Origin of the sequence: Frigoribacterium sp. CFBP 8766 (assembly GCF_014841435.1) — a bacterium.
GTDB lineage: Bacteria > Actinomycetota > Actinomycetes > Actinomycetales > Microbacteriaceae > Frigoribacterium.
On record NZ_JACYTX010000005.1, the window covers coordinates 68410 to 90687 of the forward strand.

Here is a 22278-nt window from a genome sequence, read left to right on the forward strand (position 1 = left end):
GTACAAGGGGGAACCATGAAGAGATCCGTGCTGACCGCACTGGTCCTGCCGTCCGTCGTCGCCGTGATGCTGGGGGGAACGGCGCTGTCCGCGCCGATGGCGTCGGCGGCGCCGGTCTCGAGCTCGACCGTGGCAGCAGTGCCCGACGACGGAGGCGCGGCGGCCGACCCGACGTCTGCTCCCGTTCCCGACGCGGCAGCCCCCGCGGCCGAGGCCGCGCCGGCCCCGGTCGAGTCCGCGCCCGCCGAGGCGCCTGTCGAGGCAGAGCCCGCCGAGTCCGGGCCGGTCGAGTCCGCTCCGATCGAGGCCCCCGCGGCCGACGACGCATCGGCCCCGGCCCCCGCCCCCGCCGCTGCCCCCGGCACGGACGAGGTCGTCGGCATCGCCGCCGCCACCGAGCCCGGCACCGTGACCATCGCGGGCACGACCGAGTTCGGCGACCTCCAGACCGCCGTCACCGACGGCTGGCCCGACGGCACGACCTTCACCTACCAGTGGACCCGGGACGACGCGGCCATCGAGGGCGCCACCGCCGAGACCTACGTCCTCGTCCGGGCCGACATCGGTCGCGTCGTCGAGGTCGCCGTCACCGGCACCGGACCCGCTGCGGGCGACGAGCCGACCACCGTGGTGAGCGAGCGTCGCGTCGCCGCCGGCGTGCCGCCCACCTTCGTCGCCCAGCCGGGCGCCGACCTCGTCGTCGTCGCGGGCGAGCCGTTCTCGTTCACGTGGGAGGCGGCTGGCGACCCCACGCCGATGGTCAACGTCGTCAGCGACCCGAGGACGCTGACCCGGTCGATCCCCGAGGGCGCGGTCGTCACCGAGACCCCTGGTTCCCTGACGATCAGCGGCACGAGCACCGTCGCGGGCTCCTACTCGTTCGGCGTCTCGACGTTGAACATGGTGGCCATCGGCGAGACCCTCGCCGTCGACCTCCGGGTCGCCCCGGGAGCTCCCACGAGCATCTTCGCCACGGTGGGCACCGCCTACGGCACCGGACCGTCGACCTTCGTGGGGGTCATCGGCTCCGGGCCCGGCGAGACGATCTCGCCCGTGGCCCTCGACCCCGGCGAGGGTGTCGTGCTGGCGGCCTTCCCGGGACCTGACGCGTTCGGCAACATCGTGACTCCTCAGGACCTGCCCGAGGGGGTCGAGGCCGTCTACTCGAGCAGCGACCCGGACGACGAACTCGTCGTCCGTGAGGCCGGGCTCCCCCCCAGGATCGACTTCACCGGGCCGGGAACGCGTGTCGTGACCATCTCGCTGGCCGGCTTCACGACCTCGTTCCAGGTCGACGTGCGGAGCGCGGTGGTCGTCGAGCCCGCAGTGTCCGGCGCGACACCGATCTCCACCTCCGGCAGCCTCGCCTACACCGGGAGCGAGCCCACCGAGGGCCTGTTCGCTCTCGCTGCCGGCCTGCTGGCCGCCGGTGCTGCCCTGACGGTCGTGCGCCTCCGCCGCCGCCTTCAGCACTGACCGCGGACGACGGGCCCGTCGCCCTCCCCCTGCGGGAGGGTGACGGGCCCGTCGGCGTTCCGGGACCTCCGCGATCCTCTGGCGGGACCGCCGCCTCCTCGTCGGGGGCGACGTCCTCCTGCACGGCGAACTGGGCGCGGTGCAGCTCCTCGTAGCGGCCGGAGACGGCTCGCAGCTCGGTGCCGCCGGAGCAGGAGGCGCTACGGTCGACCCGTGACGCGAACGGTGATCCTCGTGGGCGTCGCGGTGGCGGTCGTCATCGCCGTCGTCGCGATCGTGCTGGGCGTCAGGGACATCCGGGCCGACCGGTCCCTGTCACGCGGAACGTTGTCGGCGTTCTGCGCCGCCGGCGTGGTGGCGGCCGCCGTCATCGCCTACGCGGTGATCTGACGCCTCTGCTGCGGGCCGACCTCGACCGCCGACCGCTCGCCGAGCCGGTCCTACGGCCGGACCGCCGCCTCCTCGTCGGCCGCGACGTCCTTCTGCACGGCGAACTGGGTGCGGTGCAGCTCCTCGTAGCGGCCGGCCGCGGCGAGCAGCTCGTCGTGCGTGCCGCGCTCGACGATGGAGCCGTCCTCGACCACGAGGATCAGGTCGGCGCTGCGGATCGTGGAGAGGCGGTGCGCGATCACCATCGCCGTCCTCCCCTCGAGAGCCTCGCTCAGCGCCGCCTGCACGGCGGCCTCCGAGGTCGAGTCGAGCGCTGCAGTCGCCTCGTCGAGGATGACGACGCGAGGCTGGGCCAGCAGGAGGCGTGCGATCGTCATCCGCTGACGCTCGCCTCCTGAGAGCCGGTAGCCCCGCTCCCCCACCATCGTGTCGAGCTGGTCCGGCAGCGAGCGGAGCAGCGGCTCGAGCCGCGCACGACGGACGGCGTCCCACACCTCGTCCTCGGTCGCCTCCGGCCTCGCCAGGCGCAGGTTGCTGAGGATGGTCTCGTGGAAAAGGTGTCCGTCCTGCGTCACCATGCCCAGGGTGTGGCGCATGGAGGCGAAGGTCACGTCGCGCACGTCGGCGCCGGCGAGGCGCACGGCACCGCTGTCGACGTCGTACAGGCGCGAGAGCAGCTGGGCGATCGTGGACTTGCCCGCACCCGACGTGCCCACGAGGGCGACGGTCTGCCCCGGCTCGATGCGGAACGAGACGCCGTGCAGCACCTCCTCGCCGCCGCGGGTGTCGAGGGTCGAGACCTCCTCCAAGGAGGCGAGCGACACCTTGTCGGCGGACGGGTACGCGAACCGGACGTCGTCGAACTCGACGCTCACCGGGCCCTCGGGGACGGAGGAGGCGGTCGGCTTCTCCTGGATGAGCGGCTTGAGGTCGAGCACCTCGAAGACGCGCTCGAAACTGACGACGGCGCTCATGATCTCGACCCGGGCGCTGGCGAGGCCGGTGAGCGGGACGTAGAGGCGGGTGAGGAGGAGCGCCAGGGTGACGACCTCGCCGGTGTCGAGCTGGCCGGCGAGGGCGAGGAAGCCGCCGAGGCCGTAGACGAGGGCGAGGGCCAGGGCGGAGACGAGCGTCAGCGCGGTGACGAAGACGAACTGCAGCAGTGCGCTGCGGACCCCGATGTCTCGGACACGGGCGGCGCGCACGCGGAACTCCTCCGCCTCCTCGTCGGGACGGCCGAAGAGCTTGACGAGGGTGGCGCCGGGGGCCGAGAAGCGCTCGGTCATCTGGGTGCTCATCGCGGAGTTGTGGTCGGCGGCCTCGCGGCGGAGGGCGGCGAGGCGGCTGCCCATGCGGCGGGCGGGGATCAGGAAGATCGGCAGCATGATGACGGCGAGCACCGTCACGAGCCAGGAGGTGCTGAGCATGACGATGAGGGTGAGGATCAGCGCGACGACGTTGGTGACGACGCCGGAGAGCGTGCCGCTGAAGGCCTGCTGGGCGCCGATGACGTCGTTGTTGAGGCGGCTGACGAGGGCGCCGGTGCGGGTGCGGGTGAAGAACGCGATCGGCATCTTCTGGACGTGGTTGAAGACGGCGGTGCGGAGGTCGAGGATGACGCCCTCGCCGATCCGGGCCGAGTACCAGCGCGTCAGCAACGAGACGCCGGCGTCGGCCACGGCCACGACGGCGATCAGCACGGCGAGGCGGACGATCATCGACACCTCGCCCTTCGCGACGATGACGTCGACCACGCGGCCGGCGAGCACCGGTGTCGCGACGGCGAGGAACGCTCCCACGACGGAGAGCGCGATGAAGACGACGAGCTTCGCCCGGTAGGGCACGGCGAACGTCATGATCCGCCGGACGGACTCGCGCGAGATGCCGTGCTTGCCGTCCCTCGCGGACGAGATCTTGTAGAGCGAGCTCCAGGCCGCGCCTTCCATGCTCATGGGTGGTTCCTTCCGTGGGGTGCAGGCCCGGCGTCTGCGGCGGGCCGCCCCGGGTCGCGATTCTCCCCCTGGGCGGCGAGAGGGGGGGGCACCACGAGTCAACTCGGGTGGGGGCGGTTGTGTGGGCCGCGGCCGCGACGTGGCTGCCTCCGGTGTCACATCCGGCGCGCCCTCACGCACTCACGACGACGGTTCCCAAGCGCCACACTCACCGCTGACGCGCGCAGAGATGACCCTGGCGCCCATCGGCGCCAGGGTCATCCCTCACCGTCAACTCGGGAGGTCAGCTGGCCCCGGAGGCCCACCTGGGCCAGCCCTCTCGGGCCTTTCATCGCGACCTCTCCGCGGTCGCTCTGGTCGGATGACCGCCCCGACCTGAGCAACTGCACAGGCGATGACGGTCAGCGCCCAGATGATCGATACGTCTGGGTCGAGAGCCAGCCCTACGCCGTAGGCGGCGATGATGACGCTGTTGGCGATGGCCAACCACTGGATTTCCGAGCGAGTCATAGGACTGTCAGACCATCGAGTAGAACTTGTTCTCGAAACCGGTCATGAAGATCGGTCCGCCGACCGGGCCCAGCATTCCGAGGGCCGTAGTACGAACCTGCCACTTGACCCTCTGCCACTGGGGATTGCGAAGTCCCATGTAGTAGAGGCGTTCCGCCGCTTTCTGCCCCATCGCGTAAGCAGCACCGCCGGCCAGGATGACCGCGGTGATGACCGGGATGACAGCGACAGCAGCCCGCGTCTCCCGGTCGACAGAACCGAGCTCCTCCCCTCTCATCGAGTCGCGATCCCCCTCGGCCACACTGGCCGTAGCCCCCGCCACCTCGACGAATTCGCTTGGAGCGACAGGGCTTGCCGTCGCGGCTGATGCGCCTCCGAAGACGCACGAAATTGTGAGGGCTGCCGCCACTGTGACCCCAGTGGCTTTTCTCGTCACCTGCATGTGGATCCTTTCGCCTAATTCGCCTCGTTGCGAATGGCTCGACCATAAGGCGTACGGAACATCAGTGCAATAGTCAATATTTATACGCTGGAAAGTTGTTCCTGGCAGGCGATGCACCCAGCCGCCTAGTCGTTGCGTAAAGGTGGCCGGTAACAGCGTTCGGGCGCCTGAGGCTCCAGAGATGCCTCAGACGGCTGCCCCCAAGCGCGCAGATCTCGACAAGCTTTCCGACCGCCCGGCGGACTCTCGTGAAGGTCACCGAGGCTGGTGTGGTGCGCGCGGGATCCGACCGGTCACCCGAGTCGAGGGAGGGGGGATGTGTGGGTGGTGGGCGCGATGCGGCGGCGAACCTGCCCAAGTTTGAGCGCCTAGCCACGCCCTTCGCGGGGCCGGAGGTGCCCCCGTACCAGTTGGAATGGCCCGTCTGAACGGTCTGACCGGCCGGTATCGTCACGGTCATGGGGATCTGGTCTCGGCTCGTCGGCGCGGCGTCGAGCGACGTGCCCGCGGAGCTCGTCGTCGTCGACCGGGAGAGCGTGTCGATGGGCGACGACGCCCGGTCGCACCGGCGTGAGCTGCGGGTCCGGGCCGGGTCGCTCGTCGGCGACGTGGTCGAGCGCAGCAGCCCCGACGTGCGCGAGCCAGGCTGGTCGTGGGTAGCCGTCGTCGACGGCACCGTCCTGGCCGTGTGGTCGGTCGACCACGGCGTCGCCCTGCTCGTCCCCGATCGGCCCCTCACCGCGTCGGACCCCGACGGGGTCGTGCAGGTGCGCTTCCGCTACCTCGGCCAGCTCGACCCCACCTGGCTGCACGCGCGCCTCGCCCAGGGTGCGCCGCTCGACCGGGAGGCGCTCACCGCCGAGCACGCTCCGCTCGCCCGGGCGGAGCTGGAGCGTGAGCGCCGGGAGCGCGAGGCCGCGACGACCGCTCGCTTGCTCGGCCCGACGTGCGTGCGGGCGCTGGAGCACCTCGGTGCGGTCGTCGACCTCCATTCCGACATGCTCTGCCGGTTCGACGTCGGCGGCGTCGCCTGGCAGGTCGAGCGCCGGGACAGCATGACGGTCGTCTTCGGCCGGGGGCGCCGGTCGCCCCTGGCGTCGCTGCGCCCGGTCGGCCTCGCGGAACGTTGGGTGTTGGGGGCGCTCGCCGTCGACCGGCGTGCCGCTGACGGCCTCGACCCGCTGCCCGACGCGCCCGTACGCGCCGAGGCCGAGCCGGTGCGGCTCATGGTCGCGGGCAGGGCCCGTGCCGTCGAGGGCTCGTCGGGCGCGGTCGTCGCGCAGCTGAGGGACGCACGCGACGTCGGGTCCCTCAACCTCATTCTGGGCCGCGACCTCGACGAGGTCGTTGCCTTGTTCGGCCTCGCCGGCCCCGGCGCCTGAGGCACCCGTCGCGGCTCGACCCGTGACACCGGCGGCCGGCCCGACCCGCTACCGCCCCTGCCGGAGGAACTCCCTCATGACGTTCGCGATCAACGTGGACACGTTGTTCTCGTAGTTGTCGTGCGAGAGCGCGCCGGTGAAGCAGATGGATCCGACGCTGAACACGGACCCGCCAGACGGGTGGTTCCAGAGGGTCATGTCCGACCTGACCTCGGGACTCTCCGTCCCCCCGAGGCCGGGCCGGCTGGCCTTGACGTCCTCCCCGGCGAGTTGGTAGTAGTCGCTGTGCCCGGTCGAGCGGGCGAGCACGAGCGTCTCGGGCGGGCTCCCGAGCTCGAGGTCGAAACGGTCGATCTCGTCTCCGGATGCGCCGTCCATGATGAGGCCGAAGTCCCCGATGATCTCGTCCGGGTCGATCCCCTCGAAGGCGAAGGCCGCCTCCGGAAGGGCGCTGTCGGGCATGCGAGCGTAACCAGGCGCCTTCTCGTCCCACCCCTGTGCCGTCATGCCCACCCCGGTGAGCCTGTTGGGGCCGCGCCCTCGATGGCGCCACAGCCCACCTGGTTCTCCGGTCGTGCTGTGCACTCCCTCTCCTGGTTCGCCGTCGGACGGGCGGGTGCCGACCGGTCCCCGTCGCACCTCGACGAGGTGCGGGCGCTGAGGGTCCTGGCTGGTCACCCAGTAGAAGCCGTTCCCCCCGAGGTACATGAGCGATCCGCCGGCCTCGACGAGGTGCTCCAACGAGTCGAGCATCGTGCTGCTCACGTACTCGGGGTGGCTCCCCGTGATCACGAGGTCGTAGGGGCTGAGGAGGTCGGGGCCCGACTCGGCGAGATCGTGGTCGGTGATGACGTCGAAGGCCTCCCCCTTCTCGGTGAGCCAGTCGACCAGGTAGAGGTCGGCTGCCAGGTGGCGGGGAGCGTTCTGCAACCACGCTCGGTAGTCCGGCCTCAGGTTCGGGATCGGGCGTCGTGACGTGGAGTGCACGCAGGTGCTGCCGTCGCTGTGCAGGTCGTAGAGGCTCAGTCCCCATTCCGGGTGCTCAGCGAGGAGGCGGTCGTGTCGGCCGGGCAGGACGGGGTGGTCGGTCATCTGCTCGCCCTCGAAGTCGAGGCGGTCGATCATCCGCTCGTTGCCGTACGCGATGTACGTGAACGTCGGGAGCAGCACCGCAGTCCTGGCGTGTGGCCCTGCCGCGGACGGGCGGACGACGAAGGGGATGTGGTCGACTTCGCCGTCGCCCTGGATGCGGACGGCGTAGACACCCGAGGCGAGGTCGGTCGGCGTCGTGACCGTCGTCGAGGTCGACCATCCTGCGTCGTCGAGGTCGTCCTCGTGGAAGTGGATCGCGCCGAACTGCTCGGCCGCGAGGGTGAAGTCCGTGACGGAGCCGTCCCACGACCGCCCGGTGGCGGCACGGAGAGGGGCGTTGACGACGATCCCGTGGCGTTCCCGGCCGCTGGTGTCGACGCACTCGGACGATTCGGGCGACAGCTCGAACCGCCAGTCCCCCACGGCCTCGTCTCCGTCCCCCGCTCCTCCGGCCCGGGAGATGCGGGGTCTCTCGATCTTGCCGCTGAAGCCGCGGACGGGACGCCACTGCCCGTCGACCTGCGGGCAGGCGCCGGCTCCGACGACGAGGCCGTGTGCCGTCCCGAGCGACGTCGGCAGGGACGCTCCTGCATGCGAGGAGGTCGCGATCACCCCGAAGGAGGCCTCCGTCTCGACCCGGAGGTCGACTCCTGCAGTGCCCACCGTGACGACGACTCGGTGCCAGGACCCGCTCCTCCAGACCGTCTCGATCTCGCAGAGCAGGCGATCGTCCTGGTCTCGCAGCCCGACGGTGCCGGTCTCGGTGAGCTCGACTCCGAGGATCGGTGCCCCGTCGGCCGCCACCAGGGTCAGGATGCCCTGTCGTCGACCAGCCTCCGGCAGCGTCGGCTGGACGAGCGCCTCCACCTGCAGGCCGACGATCTCCGGCTCGCCGAGCTCGGGCACCACGACACACGACCCCAGGTAGGTCTGCTGGACAGCCGCGGGCACCTGCTGAGCAGGGACGGCGTCGATCCGCTCGGACTTGTGCCCGGGGCCGCGGGGGTTGGTGTCGCCGTGCAGCAGGCGCACCACGTCGAGCGACACGACGGGCGCGGTCGAGCTGAGCATGCACGAGATGGTCTCGCCCGGTCCGTACGACAGGCGATCCGTGTAGCCGGTGAGCGTCATGCCGAGCACTTCCCTTCGTACCAGAGCGCCTTGCCGTCGGGGGTGTCCACGTCGTCGCTCGTCAGGATGGTGATGGGCGACGCGACCGTCGCCTCGACCTCCTTGCCTTCGATCTTCGCCGCGATCTGGCGGATGGCCAGCTCGCCCATCGTGAAGGGCTGCTGGGCGACGGTCGCCTGGACGACGCCTTCCTGCATCAGCTTGACGTTCTGAGCACCGGTGTCCCAGCTGACCATCTTCACGTCGCCGACGAGATCGGCGTTCCGGAGTGCGACCGCCGCCCCCGTCGAGTTCAGGTAGTTCGTCGTGTAGATCGCCTTCAGGTCGGGGTTCTTGATCAGCAGCGCGGCAGCCTCGGCCTGGATCGCGTCGGGAGACACGTCGGGGTAGGAGGTCGAGACGAGCTCGATGTCCGGGTGGTCCTCGAGTTCGTCGGTGAAGCCCTCGATGCGGGCCTGGGTGATGGGGTTGCTCGGCAGCGAACCGATGGCCGCGACTTCGCCCTCGTCGCCCATCAAGCTCGCGAGGGTCTTCGTGAGTTCGCGAGCGCCTTCGTAGTGGTCGGACGAGACGAACGAGTCGTACAGGTCGTGGTCGTCGAGCTGCGCGTCGACGTTGATGACCGTGACGCCGTCCTCCTTGGCGGTCCGGACAGGGATGCCGCCGGCCACGGGATCGGCCGGCGTGTAGATCACGGCGTCGGGCGACTTGCCCAGCACGCCCTGCATGATCGTGTTCTGGTCAGCTTGGGACTGGTTCTGGGACGCCTGCTGTTCGCCGACCTCCATGCCCAGCTTGGCGCCCTCGGTCCGGGCTCCGCACGCGACCTCCTGGTAGTAGGGGTCGCCGGACTGAGGGCCGACGATGGCGACGGTGGCGCCCTCGACCGTCCCTGTTCCCCCGGCAGCACCACCTGCCTCCGAGCAGCCGCTGAGGGTGACGAGGGCGGCGACGCCCAGGACGGAGACGGCCGTGCGAGCGAGGACGGTCCTGCTGCGGTTCTTCGTGCTCATTTTTTGCTCCTTGACGAGTGGTGACACGGGAGGAGGTGCTGGGTGGCCTGCGTGTGGACGCAGCTCACCGCTTGGGACGCCGCACGGTGCGGCGGAGACGTCGGATCCGGTCGAGGTACACCGCGCCGATGAGGACCACGCCGGTGACCGCCTGCTGCCAGAACGACTGCAGGCCCGCGATGACGAGCCCGCTGGCGAGGACGACGGGGATGGCGTTGCCGATGACGGTCCCGGCCACGGTCCCGATCCCGCCGAAGAGGCTCGCGCCGCCCAGGAGCGCGGCCGTGGCCCCGCTGAGCGCGTCGAGGGAGTGCCCCGCGATGTTCGTGGTGCCGTAGACGGCCAGCGAGAGCCAGCCGGCGAGCCCAGCCAGGAGCCCGGAGATGAGGTACACCGTCGTCAGGTGGCGCTTGACGGGGATGCCGGCCCGCACCGCCGCCTCCTTGTTGGAGCCGATCGCGTAGGTGTGCCGCCCGAAGGCCGTGGACCGCAGGACGATGCCGGCGATCAGGGCGACGAGCGCCGCGACGACGACGACGAGAGGCACGCCGAGCACGCGGTCGACACCGAAGTCGGCCATCACCGGGGGGACGTCGTTGAGGTCCTGTCCGCCCGTCACGACCTGGGCCAGGCCGAGCGCGGCGCCGAGGGTCCCCAACGTGACGATGATCGCGTTGAGGTCGGCGTAGGCGACGAGCGCTCCGTTGATCGCCCCCAGCGCCGCCCCGGCCGCGAGGGCGACGACGAGACCGAGCAGCGCGGCGGGCCAGCCCTCCGCACCCACGGCCCTCATCGCGACGACGCTCAGCACGCCGGAGAACACGAGGACCGACCCGACCGAGAGGTCGAAGCCCGCCGTGACGATGACGTACGTGATCCCGATCGCGAGCAGGAGGATGATCGAGCCGGCGAGGAGCATGTTGCGGATGTTCGGAACGCCGATGAACGTCGGTCCGTTCACGACGGTGAAGCCGACGAAGAGCACGATCAGCGCTGTCGTGACGACGAAGAGCGGGTGCTGCGTGATGCGGGTGAGACGTCCGGTCGAGACCGTCTGCGAGTCGGGAGCCTCGGAGGCCGAGGCGGTGGCGGGCTGTGGCTCTCGGGTGGTGGTCATCGTGCGTCTCCTTCTGCGGTCGTGGCGGCGTCCGGTCCCGGCTGTGCGCTTCCGGTGGCTGCTGTTCCCCCGGTCATCGCTGCGACGAGGGACTCGAGCGAGGCGTCGGCCCGGTCGATGCTCGCGACGCGCGTGCCGAGCCGGAGCACCTCGATGCGATCGGAGACGCTCAGGACGTCGCTCATGTTGTGCGTGATCAGGACCACGGCGAGCCCTTGGTCGGCGACCCGGCGGACCATGTCGAGGACGCCCTTCGTCTGCACGACGCCGAGCGCGGCCGTCGGCTCGTCGAGGAGCACGACGCGCTCGGCCCAGCTGACGGCCTTCGCCACGGCCACGCCCTGTCGTTGCCCGCCGGACATCTCGCGGACGGATCCGCGGCGGGGGTCGACCCGGAGCCCGAGCCGTTCGAACTCCTTCACGGCCTTGTCGCGCATCGCCTTCTCGTCCAGGAAGCCCAGACGGCCGAGCAGGCCCCGCCGGTGCACCTCGCGCCCCAGGTAGAGGTTCTGGACCGCGCCGAGGTCGGGGGCGAGCGCGAGGTCCTGCCAGACGGTCTCGATGCCCTCCTGCTGCGCGTCGGTCGGGGAGGTGAACCGGACTTCTCGACCGTCGACCGAGACCTGGCCGGCATCAGGTGCGAGGGCGCCCGAGAGCACCTTCACGAGGGTCGACTTGCCGGCGCCGTTGTCGCCGATCAAGGCGGTCACCTCGCCGGGCCGGCAGTCGAAGTCGGCGCCTCTCAGGGCGTGCACCTGCCCGTAGGACACGTGCACGTCCCTCACGCTGAGAGCGTGCTCCTGGAGGTCGGTCGCGCGCGCGGCGTCGGCGGGCTGCCCGCTCATGGACGGTGTGACGTGCTGCTGGTCGTTCATCGATTGCCTCTCGTCGTCGAGATGTGGTTCGTGGACGGTGCGGGTCAGATGGAGGTGTAGCCGCCGTCGATCACGATCTGCTGCCCCGTGATGTAGCTCGAGACGTCGGAGGCGAGGAAGCTCACGAGACCGGTGAGGTCGGCGGGGAGGGCCATGCGTCCCTGCGGGATGAGGGCCTCCCACTCGTCGCGCAGCTCGGGCTGACGGTCGATGATCTGCTGCGTCAGGTCGGTCAGCACGTACCCGGGCGACATCGAGTTCACCCGGACGCCGCGCGACGCCCACTCGACGGCGAGCGACTTGGCGAGGTGCGCGACAGCGGCCTTCGACGAGTTGTACGACGCGGCCCACTGGGGCACGTTGACGATCAGCCCGGACATCGACGCGATCAGGATCGCGCTGCCGGGCAGCCCGCGGCTGACGAGGCCGCGGCCGAAGGCCTGGGCCGAGAAGAAGGTGCCGGTCAGGTTGACGTCGATCACCTTGCGCCACTGGTCGGCGGTGACGTCGACGGAGTCGCCGTTGATCTCGATGCCCGCGGCCGTCAACAGCACCTGCGGCACGGACAGCTCCTCCGCCACGCGGTCGAACGCCGCGTCGGTCGCGGCCTGGTCGGTGACGTCGAGATGCAGGCCGAGGGTGCGGACCCCGAACTCGTCACCGATCTGGGACGCGGTGTCGGATACGGTGTCGAGCAGGTCGAGCAGGGCGATGTCGGCGCCGTCCGCCGCGAGGGCACGGGCGACGGTCAGGCCGATGCCGCGAGCTCCGCCCGTGATGACGGCGGTCTTGCCGGTGAGGTCGGTGTGCATGGTGGTTCTCCTGTTCGTGGATGGTTCGAGTGGCCCCTGGCTCCAGGCGGTCCGGAGGGGGCGAGGGTGCGTCGGTCAGCGCAGACGGTCGGCGGCCTGCGCCGCGTCCCAGCCGGCCCGGGTGGCCGAGATGAACTCCCGCGCGGCTCCGGCGGGGTCGGTCGCCCCGAGGACTCCGCTCGTCGAGCCCGTCCCGTCGACGCCGGCGGCCATGATCGACTCGGCGACGCCGGGCGACGAGACGCCGCCCGCCTGCATCATGAGGACGGTCGGGTCGACCGCGTGCACGGACAGGGCGCTCGAGGTGATCCAGGGCCGATCCGTCCCGCCCGCCGCACCGATCAGGTGCGGCGGCTCGTAGAGGACGACGTCCGGGCCGAGCGCGGCCACCTCGGCGGCCTCGTCGTCCGTGCCCGCGCAGACGATGGTCGCGAGGCCGACGCTCGTGGCGCGCTCCACGGCGTGACGCAGCTGCTCCTGCGAGAGGGGAGCGCTGTCGTGGTTGAGCATCACCCCGTGGGCCCCGACGTCGACGAGCGCCTCGGCCGTCACGGACCCGAAGGACGGGCCGAGTCCGTCGCCGCTGAGCTGCTGGGCGAAGACGAGTGCACCGGTGCCGAGCCCGACGACGGGCGCGATGTACGCCGTCGGGACGGTGACGACGACGGCGACGCCGTGGTCCGCCCCTGCCTGTGCGGCGGCGACGACGAGCGCCTCGAGCTCGGCGAGGCGGAGCAGGTTCTTCGGCCCGATCTCGAAGAACGGCGCCGACAGGAGACGGGTCATGCGGTGATCAGGCCACGCAGGAACGTGGCTGCGGCCGGCAGCGTGGTGGCCGGATCGCCCTCGGTCGAGCACTCGAGGTTGAGGTAGCCGTCGTAGTCGACGTCCTTCAGCGCCCGGATGATCGCTGTCCAGTCGAGGGTGCCGTGCCCCGGGAGGAGCCGGTTGTTGTCGCCGAGGTGGACGTGGACGATCTGCCCGCCGGCTGCACGGAGAGCCGCAGGGATGTCCGCCTCCTCGATCGACATGTGGAAGACGTCAGGGAGGAGTCCGGCGTTCGGGTGGTCCACCTCCTCGATGATCGCGAGGTTGGCGGACACCAGGTTGAGGTAGCGGCTCTCGTAGCGGTTCAGGGGCTCGAGCAGGACCATCCCCTCCGTCCCGGTGACGACGCCGAGCATCTGCCGGTAGAAGTCGACGAACCCCTCGGTCTGACGAGCGTCGAGCTCCTGGTGCACGTCGAACAGCGGGAGGGGGTCCTGCACGCCGTACTGGTACTCGATCTCGGTGACCGCGCCGATCTCCGCACAGACGGAGGCTGCCTCCAGGTACATGGCACGGCAGCGCGTCCGCAGGTCCGCGTCGTCCGACATGGCGTGGCCGTAGACCTCGTCGGTCAGGACGAACTCGACGGGGCGGATGCCGGTCCGGCTCTCGAGGGTGACGAGGTCACGTCGGACCGAGTCGTCCCAGGAGTCCAGGGGCTGGAAGACGGCGAGTGCGTCGTATCCCCACGACGAGAGCAGTTCGGCCTTCTCGGTCAGGGTGTCGCCGGGGACCATCGGGGAGGAGCATGCGAGTTTCATCGTGGTTCCGTTCGTGTCAGTGGGAGTACAGCCGGTCGAGGTAGTCCTCGAAGAGGCGATAGCGGTGGTCGTGCGTCTCGGTGTGCGCGGTGGCGAAGCGCGTGACGGGTGGCCGGGCGAGCGCGTCAGCGTCGGCGAGGCTCGACAGGGTGCCCGAGGCGACGAGGGCCAGGACGGCTGCACCGCGGCAGGTGGCTTCGCGCTCGTCCGGGACGATCACGTCCAGGTCGCAGACGTCGGCCTTCAGCTGGCTCCAGAACGAGGAGGCGGCGCCTCCGCCGGTGGACACGATCGCGTCCACGTCGTCGGCGCCGGGCGTCAGGTAGTCCACGTTCCTCTTGAGCAGGTGGGCGAGGCCCTCCTCGACGGCGAAGGCCATGTCGAGCCGGTCGTGCGACAGGTCGAGCCCGAGGAAGGCTCCGCGAGCCGACGTGAGGAAATCAGGAGGTGCCACACCGGTCAGGTAGGGCAGGAAGACGGGGGCAGGCGGCCGCGAGGCGGATGCGCGTCGCGCGAGTCCTTCCTCGAGCTCGGTCCAGTCCATGCCCGCGAGCCCCTCGCGCCGGAACCACTCGAGGGCGACGCCCCCGCTGTCGGCGCCGTTGAAGAGGATCGTCTCGCCGGGGCGCAGGCCGGCGTGGAACGAGACCTTGCGTGCCGCGTCGAAGGACCAGTCGTCGGCCAGCATCGACAACGACAAGACGGTGCCGGCCGATTCGCTGACGGTCCCGGCGGTGTACGAGCCGGTCCCGACCATCGCGCAGAAGTGGTCGAGCGCGCCCGCGTTGACGCGGTAGCTCCGGGCTGCGGGGAGGCGGGCCGCCACGTCCGCCGTCACCGGGCCGAGATCCGTCCCGGCGGGAACGACGTCCGGCAGGGTCTCGCGGCGGACGCCGCAGTGCTGGACGGCTGCGTCCCAGTAGGCGCCACGGCGGACGTCCCACAGGTACGTGAACCCCCGGGTCGTGACCTCGCCGACGGCCTGACCGGTGAGCTGCAGCACCAGGTAGTCCTTGATCATGAGCACGTGAGCCGCGGCGTCCAGCGAGGCGGGCTCGTGTCGGCGCAGCCACGCCAGCTTCGCGGCCGGCCAGGTCGTGCTCGGGAAGGGCTCTCCGGTGATCGCGAAGGCCTCGTCGGCTCCGAACGCCGTCTCCAGCTCGGCCGCCTCGGCTGCCGCCCGTTCGTCGAGCCAGGACAGGGCCGGGCGGACCGCCGTGCCGTGTCCGTCCGTCACGACCAGGGTCTCGGCCTGCCCGGTGAGGACGATGACGACGTCGTGGCCGTCGGTGCCCCCGGCATCCGACGCGCACGCCGCGATGAGCGTCAGGACGCTCTCGGTGAGCGTCGACGGATCGAACTCGACCTGGTCGCCGCGGCGGTCGTACCTCATGGGCTGGCTCCGAGACGCGAGCACCCTCAGCTGCTCGTCGTAGAGGACGACCTTGAGGTTCGTCGTGCCGAGGTCGACGGAGGAGACGAGCACCGCTACTCGCCCAGCAGCTGGACGTGGACGGTGCGGGTGCGGGCGCGCACGGAGTCGAGGTCGCCGAGGTAGATCCGGCCGAACTCGCCGAGCAGGGCGGAGCCACCGGCGACGGGGATCGTGACGCTGCGGCCGAGCAGCGACGAGATGATGTGCCCGTCGGTGTTGAGGCCCCACTCGGGCAGCTCGTCCCGGAGGGCAGCGGCGTTCGCGATGTGCACCGGCCCCGGGTGCAGGTACTGACCCTCGTGGCGAGTCGGCGGGGCGATCTTCGCCAGCACGTTCAGCGTGTCCTGGAGCAGCAGCTGCGTGCCGTAGTAGGTGGTGTCCTCCGACTCCTCCTGCACGAAGACGCAGCAGCTGGTGTGCGCCGTGTGGACGGTGGCGAGCCCGTCCGAGAGACCGATCTCGGCGATGTACTCGACCAGCTGGTCCGTGACGTCGAAGAACTCCTGGCGGGCCGGCGTCTCGATCTGGACGGACTTCAGGGTGATTCCCACTTGGACCTCTTCGTTCTCGTGCGGCTGGAGGTGCCCACGATCCCTGGCCCGGCAACGGTTGTGAAGCAACGGTTGTCGATGAGGTGATAACTTGCGCCTATCGCACCCGGGAGGACTCGACCATGCAGAACGACGTGACGCTGCGCCTCCTGAGGTACTTCACCGTGCTGAGCCAGGAGCTCAACTACCGTCGAGCCGCCGAGGTCCTGTTCATCTCCCAGCCCGCCCTGTCCGCTGCCATCCGGCAACTGGAAGCCGCCGTGGGCGGCCGCCTCTTCGACCGCGACACCCGCTCGGTCGCGCTGACGGACCTCGGGCAGAAGTGGCTCCCCTCGGTCGAGAAGGCCCTCCGTGAGGTCGATCTCACGCTGGCGACCGCAGCGGATCTCGTCGGACGCTCGCACGTGCGGATCGGGTACCTCATCGGCACCGGAGCCGATCTCCTCTTCCGCCTCCTGGACGACCTCGGCGGCGACCTCGCCGGCGTGACGGTCGAGACGATCGAGTACGACTTCTCCGATCCGACCGCCGGCCTGGGGTCCGGTGCGTCCGACATCGCCATCGTCCGCCCACCGGTCCTCCTGCCCGGCCTCGAGATGGTGGTCGTGGCCCGGGAGACGTGGGTCGCCTGCCTGCCCCGAGCCCATGCGCTGGCTTCTCGGGAGTCGCTCGTCATCGGCGAGCTCCTCGACGAGCCGATCGTCGTGGCGCCGGCCAGCGCAGGCTCCTGGCGCGACTACTGGATGGCGGCGGACGTGCGCGGTGATCGACCTGCCGTGATCGCCGCGGAGGCGGCGACGTACGAGGCCGAGACGACGATGGTCTCGAGGGGCGTGGGCATCAGCTTCACCACCTCCTCGACCTCCCGGCTCTACGACCGGCCGGGCCTCGCCTTCGTGCCGATCCTCGACCGGCCCGTCAGCTACACCACGGTGGCGTGGCGCCCTGATCGTCTCTCGACCTCGGCCGCCCGCCTGGTGCAGCACATGCTGGAGCGCATCCCGCCGGAGCCCGGGACGAACTCGTGAACCACGAGACTGGCGGCATCGAGCGCACCATTGATAAGCCTGGCTTATGACCTCATAAAGCCATGGTCCTTCCCGGTTCCTCGGTGGCCCAGTTCACTTCCTCCACGACGTTCGCGACCCTTCCTGCGGACTGGCACCGATGCGAGGAGCAGATCGTGACCGATCCCGTCGACCCGACCAGGCAGCACCCAGTGAGAGTGACGAGCCCCGCGGCACGTGACGCCGACGGCGAGGACGCGCGCCTGGCAGAGTTCGGCTACGAGCAGAAGCTCGACCGATCGGTCGGCAAGATCGCGTCCTTCGCGATCGGCTTCTCGACGATCAGCGCGACGACGGCGGTGTTCACCGGCTTCGGTGCCGGCTACAGCAACGCGGGTGCGCCGTTCATCTGGACGCTGTTCCTGGCGGTCCCGGTGTTCCTCCTGTGGACGCTGATCGCGGCCGACGTGGCCGCGAAGATCCCACTGGCCGGGTACGCCTACCAGTGGACCAGCCGGCTCAACGGCTCGAGCTTCGGGTGGTTCACCGGCGTGTCAGCCCTGATCGGCTGGATCGGAGGCATGACGAGCCTCGGCTACATCTTCGCGGGCTACCTCGGCAGCGTCTTCGGCTGGCAGCTCACGCAGACGGCACAGATCCTGATCGCCGTCGCGGTGGTCGCCGTCTGTGCGCTGATCAACGCGTACCGCGTGAGCCTCGCCACCCTCATCAACAACATCGGCGTGGGCATCGAGCTGGTCATCACGATCGGCGTGACGGCTGTCGTGGCCGGGGTCGCGTTCCTCGTGCCCGGCAACGCGCAGCCCTTCAGTTCGCTGTTCGAGGGGAAGAGCCCGGACGAGGCGACGCCCTACGTCCTGGCGTTCCTCGCGGCATCGCTCGGCCCCTTCTTCGGGCTCGTCGGGGTGGAGGCGGTGGCCGACATCGCCGAGGAGACCAAGAGCGCTCGACGAGTGATCCCGAGGACGATGTTCATCGCCTTCGCGGCGTCCTGCGTGATCGAGTTCGCGATGTACCTCGTCTACACGCTCGCGATCAAGGACTCCGCGGCGGTGGCGGCCTCGTCCGCCCCCATCGAGGAGATCATCGGGCAACAGATCGGCCCGGTCTTCTCGCGCATCGTCGTGGCGTTCGCCCTGACGAACATCCTCGTCTGCCTGCTCTCGAACATGCTGGTCGGCACGCGGTTGCTCTACTCGATGTCCCGCGACAACATGATGCCCTTCTCGGCAGCCCTGCGCCACGTCGCCCCCCACCGCAAGTCGCCCTCGGTCGCCGTGGTCGCGTTGGGGAGCATCTCGATCTTGCTGCTGCTCTCGGCACTGGTGAACGAGAGGGCCTTCACCTACTTCCTCGGCATGGCGACCCTCGCCTTCTTCACCTCGTACGTGCTCCAGACCGTCGGGCTGCTGATCGCTGCGTTCCGCGGAGCCATCCCCGCCCCGGAGGCGGGGACCTTCAACCTCGGCCGAGCTCGGATCCCGCTCCTCCTCGTCAGCCTCCCCATCTTCCTGACCGTGGAGGCGGCGCTGCTGTTCCTGCCTGCCTTCGCCGGCAACGGCGCCGTCTTCGCAGGCATCATCGCCCTCGCGTTCCTCTGGTGGCTCGTCGTCCTGCGCAAGCGCCTGAGGACCGGCTTCGCCGGCTCCGACTACGCGAAGGTCCACACGCAGGCGATCCCGACCGGCGAGCTCGGTCGCTAGGCGGGTCTTCCCTCGGGGCGTGCGGACGCGGATCCGCCCCGTTACGCCCCGAGGGCGCCGATCCGCGCCTGCACGGCGACCGCCGCCGCACCACGCGCCCACGCGCCGAAGTCGGCGTCCCCGGTGAGGACCCTCACCTCCGACGCGTCGGGGTCCCGGTCGGCGGCGATGCCGGCGCGCATCTCAGACGCAGCCACAGGGACGTCGACCAGGCCGATGCCCTCTCCCGAGAGCACCACGGTCCCGACCATGGTGAGGTTCGCGACCGCGGCGATCATGCGCCCGAGCGACCGTCCGGCCGTGCCGACGACCTGCACCGCGACCGCGTTGCCCGAGGCGGCGAGCGCCAGCAGCTCCTCGTAGCTGACCAGCCGACCGAGGCCGACCGCCGCCGAGGCGCACATGCTGGTCGTCGACAGCATCGCCGTCGAGCAGCCGCGGTGTCCGTCGGCACAGATCGGGCCGGTGGGATCGAGGGGGAAGTGCCCTCCGAGACCGAGGCCCGTGTCGGGAGTGATCACCTGCCTCCCGTGGATGACCAGCCCGTAGCCGACACCGGCCCCCGTCGTCACCACGGCGAAGTCGTCGATCCCGCGCCCGAGACCGAACCAGCGCTCCGCCTCCGTCAGCGCCACCACGTCGTTCTCGACCACGACCGGCAGACCGAGCCGCCGCGACAGCATCCCGCCGAGGTCCACCTCCCGCCACTCGAGGAACGGCGCGCGCAGCACCACCTGCTGCCCGGTCACCTTGCCGCCGATGCTCACCCCGACACCCGCGATGTCCGCGACGTCACCACCCGACCCGGCGAGCGCCTCCACCACCGCGGCCAGCGCCTCCATCACCTCCTCGGGCGAGTGCCCGGCGAGGTCGGCGACGTGCTCGCCCAGCGTCTTGGCCCGCAGGTCGGTGAGCACGCCGAGGGCCTGGTCACCGGTCAGCTTGATGCCGACGAAGCGCTGCAGGTCGACCCGCACGTCGAGCGGCTTGGCGGGGCGGCCGACGGCTCCGGCGAGCTCGACGGCTCCCTCGACGAAGAGGCCGCGGTCGAGGAACGGCTTGCTCAGCCGCGTGAGGCTCGCCGGCGACAGGCCCAGCCGGCGCCCGAGCTCCGCCCGCGCGATCGGCCCGTGGATCAGCACCTCGCGCACCAGCTCGCGCCCGGACTCGCCCAGCACCGGCTCCGTCGTCGTCATGCGACCGAGCATATCTACCAGGCCGAACGAAAAGGAGGCGCCGTTCGGCTTTCCGGGATCACTTGACAGGCCTATTAGTTCCGTCGTAGAACTAACCCATGCAGCGTCGCACCGAAGTCCGCACGACCGAGCTCCACCTCCGCCAGGGAGGCACGAGCGTCGTCCTCGACACCTCCGGCTCCGGCCTCCCCGGCATCGTCCACTGGGGCCCCGACCTCGGCGAGCTCAGCGCCGCCGCCCTCGCCGGAGTCGTCCTCGCCTCCCGCGCCCAACGCACCTCCGGCGCCATCGACGAACCCGCCCGCCTCACGCTCCTCCCCCTCGAGTCCGACGGCTGGCAGGGCACCCCCGGCCTTCTCGGCAGCCGTGCCGGCGCCTCCTTCTCGCCTGCCTTCACCGTCACCGACGTCGACGTCGCCGAAAACGGCACCGACGGCGACGACAGCCCGGAGGAGGCGCGCGACACCACCGAGACCGGTGTCACCCCCGGCAGCGACAGCAACACCGGCGTCACGGGCACCTCCGGCACCGTCGTCACCATCACGGCTGAGGACCCCGCCGCCGAACTCCGCATCTTCATCACCCTGCGTCTCGACCCCCACGGCCTGCTGCACCAGCGCCTCCGCCTCACCAACACCGCGGCCGGCTCGACCGGCGACGACGCCCACGACCTTGAAGGCCACCGCCTCGACGCCTCCGCCGCCGCCGCACTCGACACCGCCGCCACCTACGAGCTCGGCGAGCTCGCGGCGAGCTTCCCCCTGCCGCACACCGCCGGCGAGGTGCTCGACACCACCGGTCGCCACCTCCGCGAGCGCACCCCCCAGCGGCACGACCTCACGATCGGCCGCTACGACCGCGAGAGCCGCCGCGGCCGTCCCGGAGCCGACGCCACCCTGCTCGTCGCCACCGGAACGCCCGGCTTCGGCTTCGAACGCGGCCTCGTCCACGCCGCCCACCTCGCCTGGAGCGGCAACCACCGCGTCAGCGTCGAGCGCCTCGTCACCGGCGCCACCCACACCCGCGTCGCCGAGCTGCTGGCCCCGGGCGAGATCCGGCTCGGACCGGGCGAGAGCTACGAGACGCCGGAGGCGCTCGGCTCGTGGGGAGACGGGCTCACCGAGCTCTCGGCACGGTTCCACCGCCTCCTTCGTGCCCGCCCCAACCACCCGGCGACGCCGCGTCCCGTGACCCTCAACACGTGGGAGGCCGTCTACTTCGACCACGACCTCGGCCGCCTCAGCGCCCTCGCCGACGCCGGGGCCCGCGTCGGCATCGAGCGCTTCGTGCTCGACGACGGCTGGTTCCACGGCCGCCGCGACGACACCACGTCGCTCGGCGACTGGTGGGTCGACGAGACGGTCTGGCCCGACGGGCTCGCGCCGATCATCGACCACGTCACCGACCTCGGCATGCAGTTCGGCATCTGGGTCGAGCCCGAGATGGTCAGCCCCGACAGCGAGCTCGCGCGGGCGCACCCCGAGTGGATCCTCGGCCCCGGCGAAGGCCGCCTGCCGGCGATCGCCCGCCAGCAGCAGGTGCTCGACCTCTCGAACCCCGACGCGTTCGACTACATCCTCGGCAAGCTCGACGCGCTGCTCACCGACCACGACATCGCTTACCTGAAGTGGGACCACAACCGCGACCTGCTGGAGGCGGGGGCCGGCGCCCCGGCACGACCGGCGGTGCACGAGAACGTCGTCGCGCTCTACCGCCTGCTCGACGAGCTGCGCAGCCGTCACCCCGGCGTCGAGATCGAGAGCTGCGCCTCCGGCGGGGCCCGGGTCGACCTGGGGATCCTCGACCACACCGACCGCATCTGGACGAGCGACTGCATCGACCCGATGGAGCGCCTCGTCAACCAGAAGCACACCGGCCTGCTCGTGCCGTACGAGCTCATGGGCGCCCACGTCAGCGGACCCCGCTCGCACTCGACCGGACGTCGCCACGACCTGTCGTTCCGTGCGGGAGTCGCCCTGCCCGGCCACTTCGGCGTCGAGTGGGACATCAGCTCGCCCGACGTCGACGACGCCACCCTCGACGAGCTCGCCGCCTGGATCGCCGTGCACAAGGCCAACCGGTCGCTCCTCCACACGGGAGCCGTCGTCCACGCCGACCTGCCCGACCCCGGCATGGACCTGCGCGGAGTCGTCGCCGCCGACCGCAGCCGCGCGCTCTACACGTTCACGCAGGTCGCGACGAGCGCCAGCTACCCGGCCGGCCCGATCACGCTGCCCGGCCTCGACGACGACCGCGAGTACCGCGTCGCCCTCGCGGCGCCGACCGCCACCGTCGGCGGCCCCGGCCAGTCCCCGCTCGCCTGGGCCCTCGACGGGGTCGTCCTCACCGGCCGCGCCCTCCGCCTCGGCGGCGTGCAGGCCCCGGTCCTCTTCCCCGAGCAGCTCGTCCTGCTCGAGGCCACCGCCCTCTAGCCCCCGCCCCTCCCTCTCCTCATTCAGGAACATCCAGCCTGATCCTCGCGAGGGGGAGACCGATCGTCCTGATTCGTGAACGGATCAGGAATCCCCGACCCGCACCTCCTGCAATCTGAGGAGGCGCCCCGCACGACCCAGCATCAGCACGA

General features: G+C 70.8%; 18 protein-coding genes. 6 read left to right on the top strand and 12 right to left on the bottom strand.

The genetic code is table 11. The features are described 5' to 3' along the window. Positions 1–15: 15 nt before the first annotated feature. Entirely contained in the window at positions 16–1476 is a 1461-nt protein-coding gene (locus IFT90_RS13905; protein WP_192042825.1) for a hypothetical protein, read from the top strand. 213 nt (positions 1477–1689) lie between these two features. Then, the gene (locus IFT90_RS13910; RefSeq protein WP_192042826.1) at positions 1690–1866 is read left to right on the top strand and encodes a hypothetical protein; all 177 of its coding nucleotides are present in this window, start codon (positions 1690–1692) and stop codon (positions 1864–1866) included. Positions 1867–1916: 50 nt separating this feature from the next. Here the strand turns inward: IFT90_RS13910 and IFT90_RS13915 are convergent, their stop codons facing one another. Both IFT90_RS13915 and IFT90_RS13920 read right to left on the bottom strand, forming a co-directional pair. Further along, complete coding sequence (locus IFT90_RS13915) at positions 1917–3818, bottom strand: ABC transporter ATP-binding protein (protein WP_192042827.1); 1902 nt, start codon at positions 3816–3818, stop codon at positions 1917–1919. A 517-nt stretch (positions 3819–4335) separates the two neighbouring features. Next, positions 4336–4764: a hypothetical protein gene (locus IFT90_RS13920; RefSeq protein WP_192042828.1), complete on the bottom strand. Its 429-nt coding sequence runs from the start codon at positions 4762–4764 to the stop codon at positions 4336–4338. A 464-nt stretch (positions 4765–5228) separates the two neighbouring features. Here IFT90_RS13920 and IFT90_RS13925 point away from each other — a divergent pair, with 464 nt between their 5' ends. Next, the gene (locus IFT90_RS13925; RefSeq protein ID WP_192042829.1) at positions 5229–6152 is read left to right on the top strand and encodes a hypothetical protein; all 924 of its coding nucleotides are present in this window, start codon (positions 5229–5231) and stop codon (positions 6150–6152) included. A 48-nt stretch (positions 6153–6200) separates the two neighbouring features. On the opposite strand, the gene IFT90_RS13930 is transcribed toward IFT90_RS13925, so the two are convergent. The 9 genes from IFT90_RS13930 to IFT90_RS13970 form a co-directional block, all read right to left on the bottom strand. After that, positions 6201–8375, bottom strand: a complete 2175-nt coding sequence (locus tag IFT90_RS13930) for a N,N-dimethylformamidase beta subunit family domain-containing protein (protein WP_192042830.1) — start codon at positions 8373–8375, stop codon at positions 6201–6203. Then, entirely contained in the window at positions 8372–9388 is a 1017-nt protein-coding gene (locus tag IFT90_RS13935; RefSeq protein WP_192042831.1) for a substrate-binding domain-containing protein, read from the bottom strand. Before IFT90_RS13935 ends, IFT90_RS13930 begins: the two co-directional genes overlap by 4 nt. A 64-nt stretch (positions 9389–9452) precedes the next feature. Beyond that, positions 9453–10505 carry an ABC transporter permease gene (locus IFT90_RS13940; RefSeq protein WP_192042832.1) on the bottom strand — a complete coding sequence of 351 codons (1053 nt, stop codon included), beginning with the start codon at positions 10503–10505 and terminating at the stop codon, positions 9453–9455. After that, positions 10502–11380 carry an ATP-binding cassette domain-containing protein gene (locus IFT90_RS13945; RefSeq protein WP_244644978.1) on the bottom strand — a complete coding sequence of 293 codons (879 nt, stop codon included), beginning with the start codon at positions 11378–11380 and terminating at the stop codon, positions 10502–10504. Before IFT90_RS13945 ends, IFT90_RS13940 begins: the two co-directional genes overlap by 4 nt. Before the next feature lie 44 nt (positions 11381–11424). Beyond that, complete coding sequence (locus IFT90_RS13950; protein ID WP_192042833.1) at positions 11425–12192, bottom strand: SDR family oxidoreductase; 768 nt, start codon at positions 12190–12192, stop codon at positions 11425–11427. Positions 12193–12267: 75 nt separating this feature from the next. Continuing rightward, positions 12268–12978 (bottom strand): triose-phosphate isomerase, encoded by a 711-nt coding sequence (locus IFT90_RS13955; RefSeq protein WP_192042834.1) that lies wholly within the window; start codon positions 12976–12978, stop codon positions 12268–12270. Further along, positions 12975–13757 carry a sugar phosphate isomerase/epimerase family protein gene (locus IFT90_RS13960; protein ID WP_192042835.1) on the bottom strand — a complete coding sequence of 261 codons (783 nt, stop codon included), beginning with the start codon at positions 13755–13757 and terminating at the stop codon, positions 12975–12977. The genes IFT90_RS13955 and IFT90_RS13960 overlap by 4 nt, the downstream gene beginning before the upstream one ends. 40 nt (positions 13758–13797) lie before the next feature. Continuing rightward, on the bottom strand, positions 13798–15267 hold the full coding sequence (locus tag IFT90_RS17650; RefSeq protein WP_192042836.1) for an FGGY family carbohydrate kinase: 1470 nt from the start codon (positions 15265–15267) through the stop codon (positions 13798–13800). A gap of 2 nt (positions 15268–15269) precedes the next feature. Beyond that, positions 15270–15767 carry a YjbQ family protein gene (locus tag IFT90_RS13970; RefSeq protein WP_192042837.1) on the bottom strand — a complete coding sequence of 166 codons (498 nt, stop codon included), beginning with the start codon at positions 15765–15767 and terminating at the stop codon, positions 15270–15272. Between the two features lie 122 nt (positions 15768–15889). Here IFT90_RS13970 and IFT90_RS13975 point away from each other — a divergent pair, with 122 nt between their 5' ends. Next, a complete protein-coding gene (locus tag IFT90_RS13975) occupies positions 15890–16795 on the top strand; it encodes a LysR family transcriptional regulator (RefSeq protein ID WP_192042838.1) in 906 nt (301 codons plus the stop codon). A gap of 155 nt (positions 16796–16950) precedes the next feature. Then, complete coding sequence (locus tag IFT90_RS13980; RefSeq protein WP_213016647.1) at positions 16951–18498, top strand: amino acid permease; 1548 nt, start codon at positions 16951–16953, stop codon at positions 18496–18498. Between the two features lie 41 nt (positions 18499–18539). Here the strand turns inward: IFT90_RS13980 and IFT90_RS13985 are convergent, their stop codons facing one another. Beyond that, positions 18540–19694 (bottom strand): ROK family transcriptional regulator, encoded by a 1155-nt coding sequence (locus IFT90_RS13985; RefSeq protein ID WP_192042840.1) that lies wholly within the window; start codon positions 19692–19694, stop codon positions 18540–18542. Positions 19695–19792: 98 nt separating this feature from the next. Between IFT90_RS13985 and IFT90_RS13990 the strand changes: the two genes are divergently transcribed. Beyond that, positions 19793–22126 carry an alpha-galactosidase gene (locus IFT90_RS13990; protein ID WP_192042841.1) on the top strand — a complete coding sequence of 778 codons (2334 nt, stop codon included), beginning with the start codon at positions 19793–19795 and terminating at the stop codon, positions 22124–22126. The last annotated feature ends 152 nt before the right edge of the window (positions 22127–22278 follow it).

Coding starts and splice junctions, on each gene's coding strand:
- IFT90_RS13905 (WP_192042825.1), top strand. CDS start 16: ATGAAGAGATCCGTGCTGACCGCACTGGTCCTGCCGTCCGTCGTCGCC.
- IFT90_RS13915 (WP_192042827.1), bottom strand. CDS start 3,818: ATGAGCATGGAAGGCGCGGCCTGGAGCTCGCTCTACAAGATCTCGTCC.
- IFT90_RS13925 (WP_192042829.1), top strand. CDS start 5,229: ATGGGGATCTGGTCTCGGCTCGTCGGCGCGGCGTCGAGCGACGTGCCC.
- IFT90_RS13930 (WP_192042830.1), bottom strand. CDS start 8,375: ATGACGCTCACCGGCTACACGGATCGCCTGTCGTACGGACCGGGCGAG.
- IFT90_RS13935 (WP_192042831.1), bottom strand. CDS start 9,388: ATGAGCACGAAGAACCGCAGCAGGACCGTCCTCGCTCGCACGGCCGTC.
- IFT90_RS13940 (WP_192042832.1), bottom strand. CDS start 10,505: ATGACCACCACCCGAGAGCCACAGCCCGCCACCGCCTCGGCCTCCGAG.
- IFT90_RS13945 (WP_244644978.1), bottom strand. CDS start 11,380: ATGAACGACCAGCAGCACGTCACACCGTCCATGAGCGGGCAGCCCGCC.
- IFT90_RS13950 (WP_192042833.1), bottom strand. CDS start 12,192: ATGCACACCGACCTCACCGGCAAGACCGCCGTCATCACGGGCGGAGCT.
- IFT90_RS13955 (WP_192042834.1), bottom strand. CDS start 12,978: ATGACCCGTCTCCTGTCGGCGCCGTTCTTCGAGATCGGGCCGAAGAAC.
- IFT90_RS13960 (WP_192042835.1), bottom strand. CDS start 13,757: ATGGTCCCCGGCGACACCCTGACCGAGAAGGCCGAACTGCTCTCGTCG.
- IFT90_RS13975 (WP_192042838.1), top strand. CDS start 15,890: ATGCAGAACGACGTGACGCTGCGCCTCCTGAGGTACTTCACCGTGCTG.
- IFT90_RS13985 (WP_192042840.1), bottom strand. CDS start 19,694: ATGACGACGACGGAGCCGGTGCTGGGCGAGTCCGGGCGCGAGCTGGTG.
- IFT90_RS13990 (WP_192042841.1), top strand. CDS start 19,793: ATGCAGCGTCGCACCGAAGTCCGCACGACCGAGCTCCACCTCCGCCAG.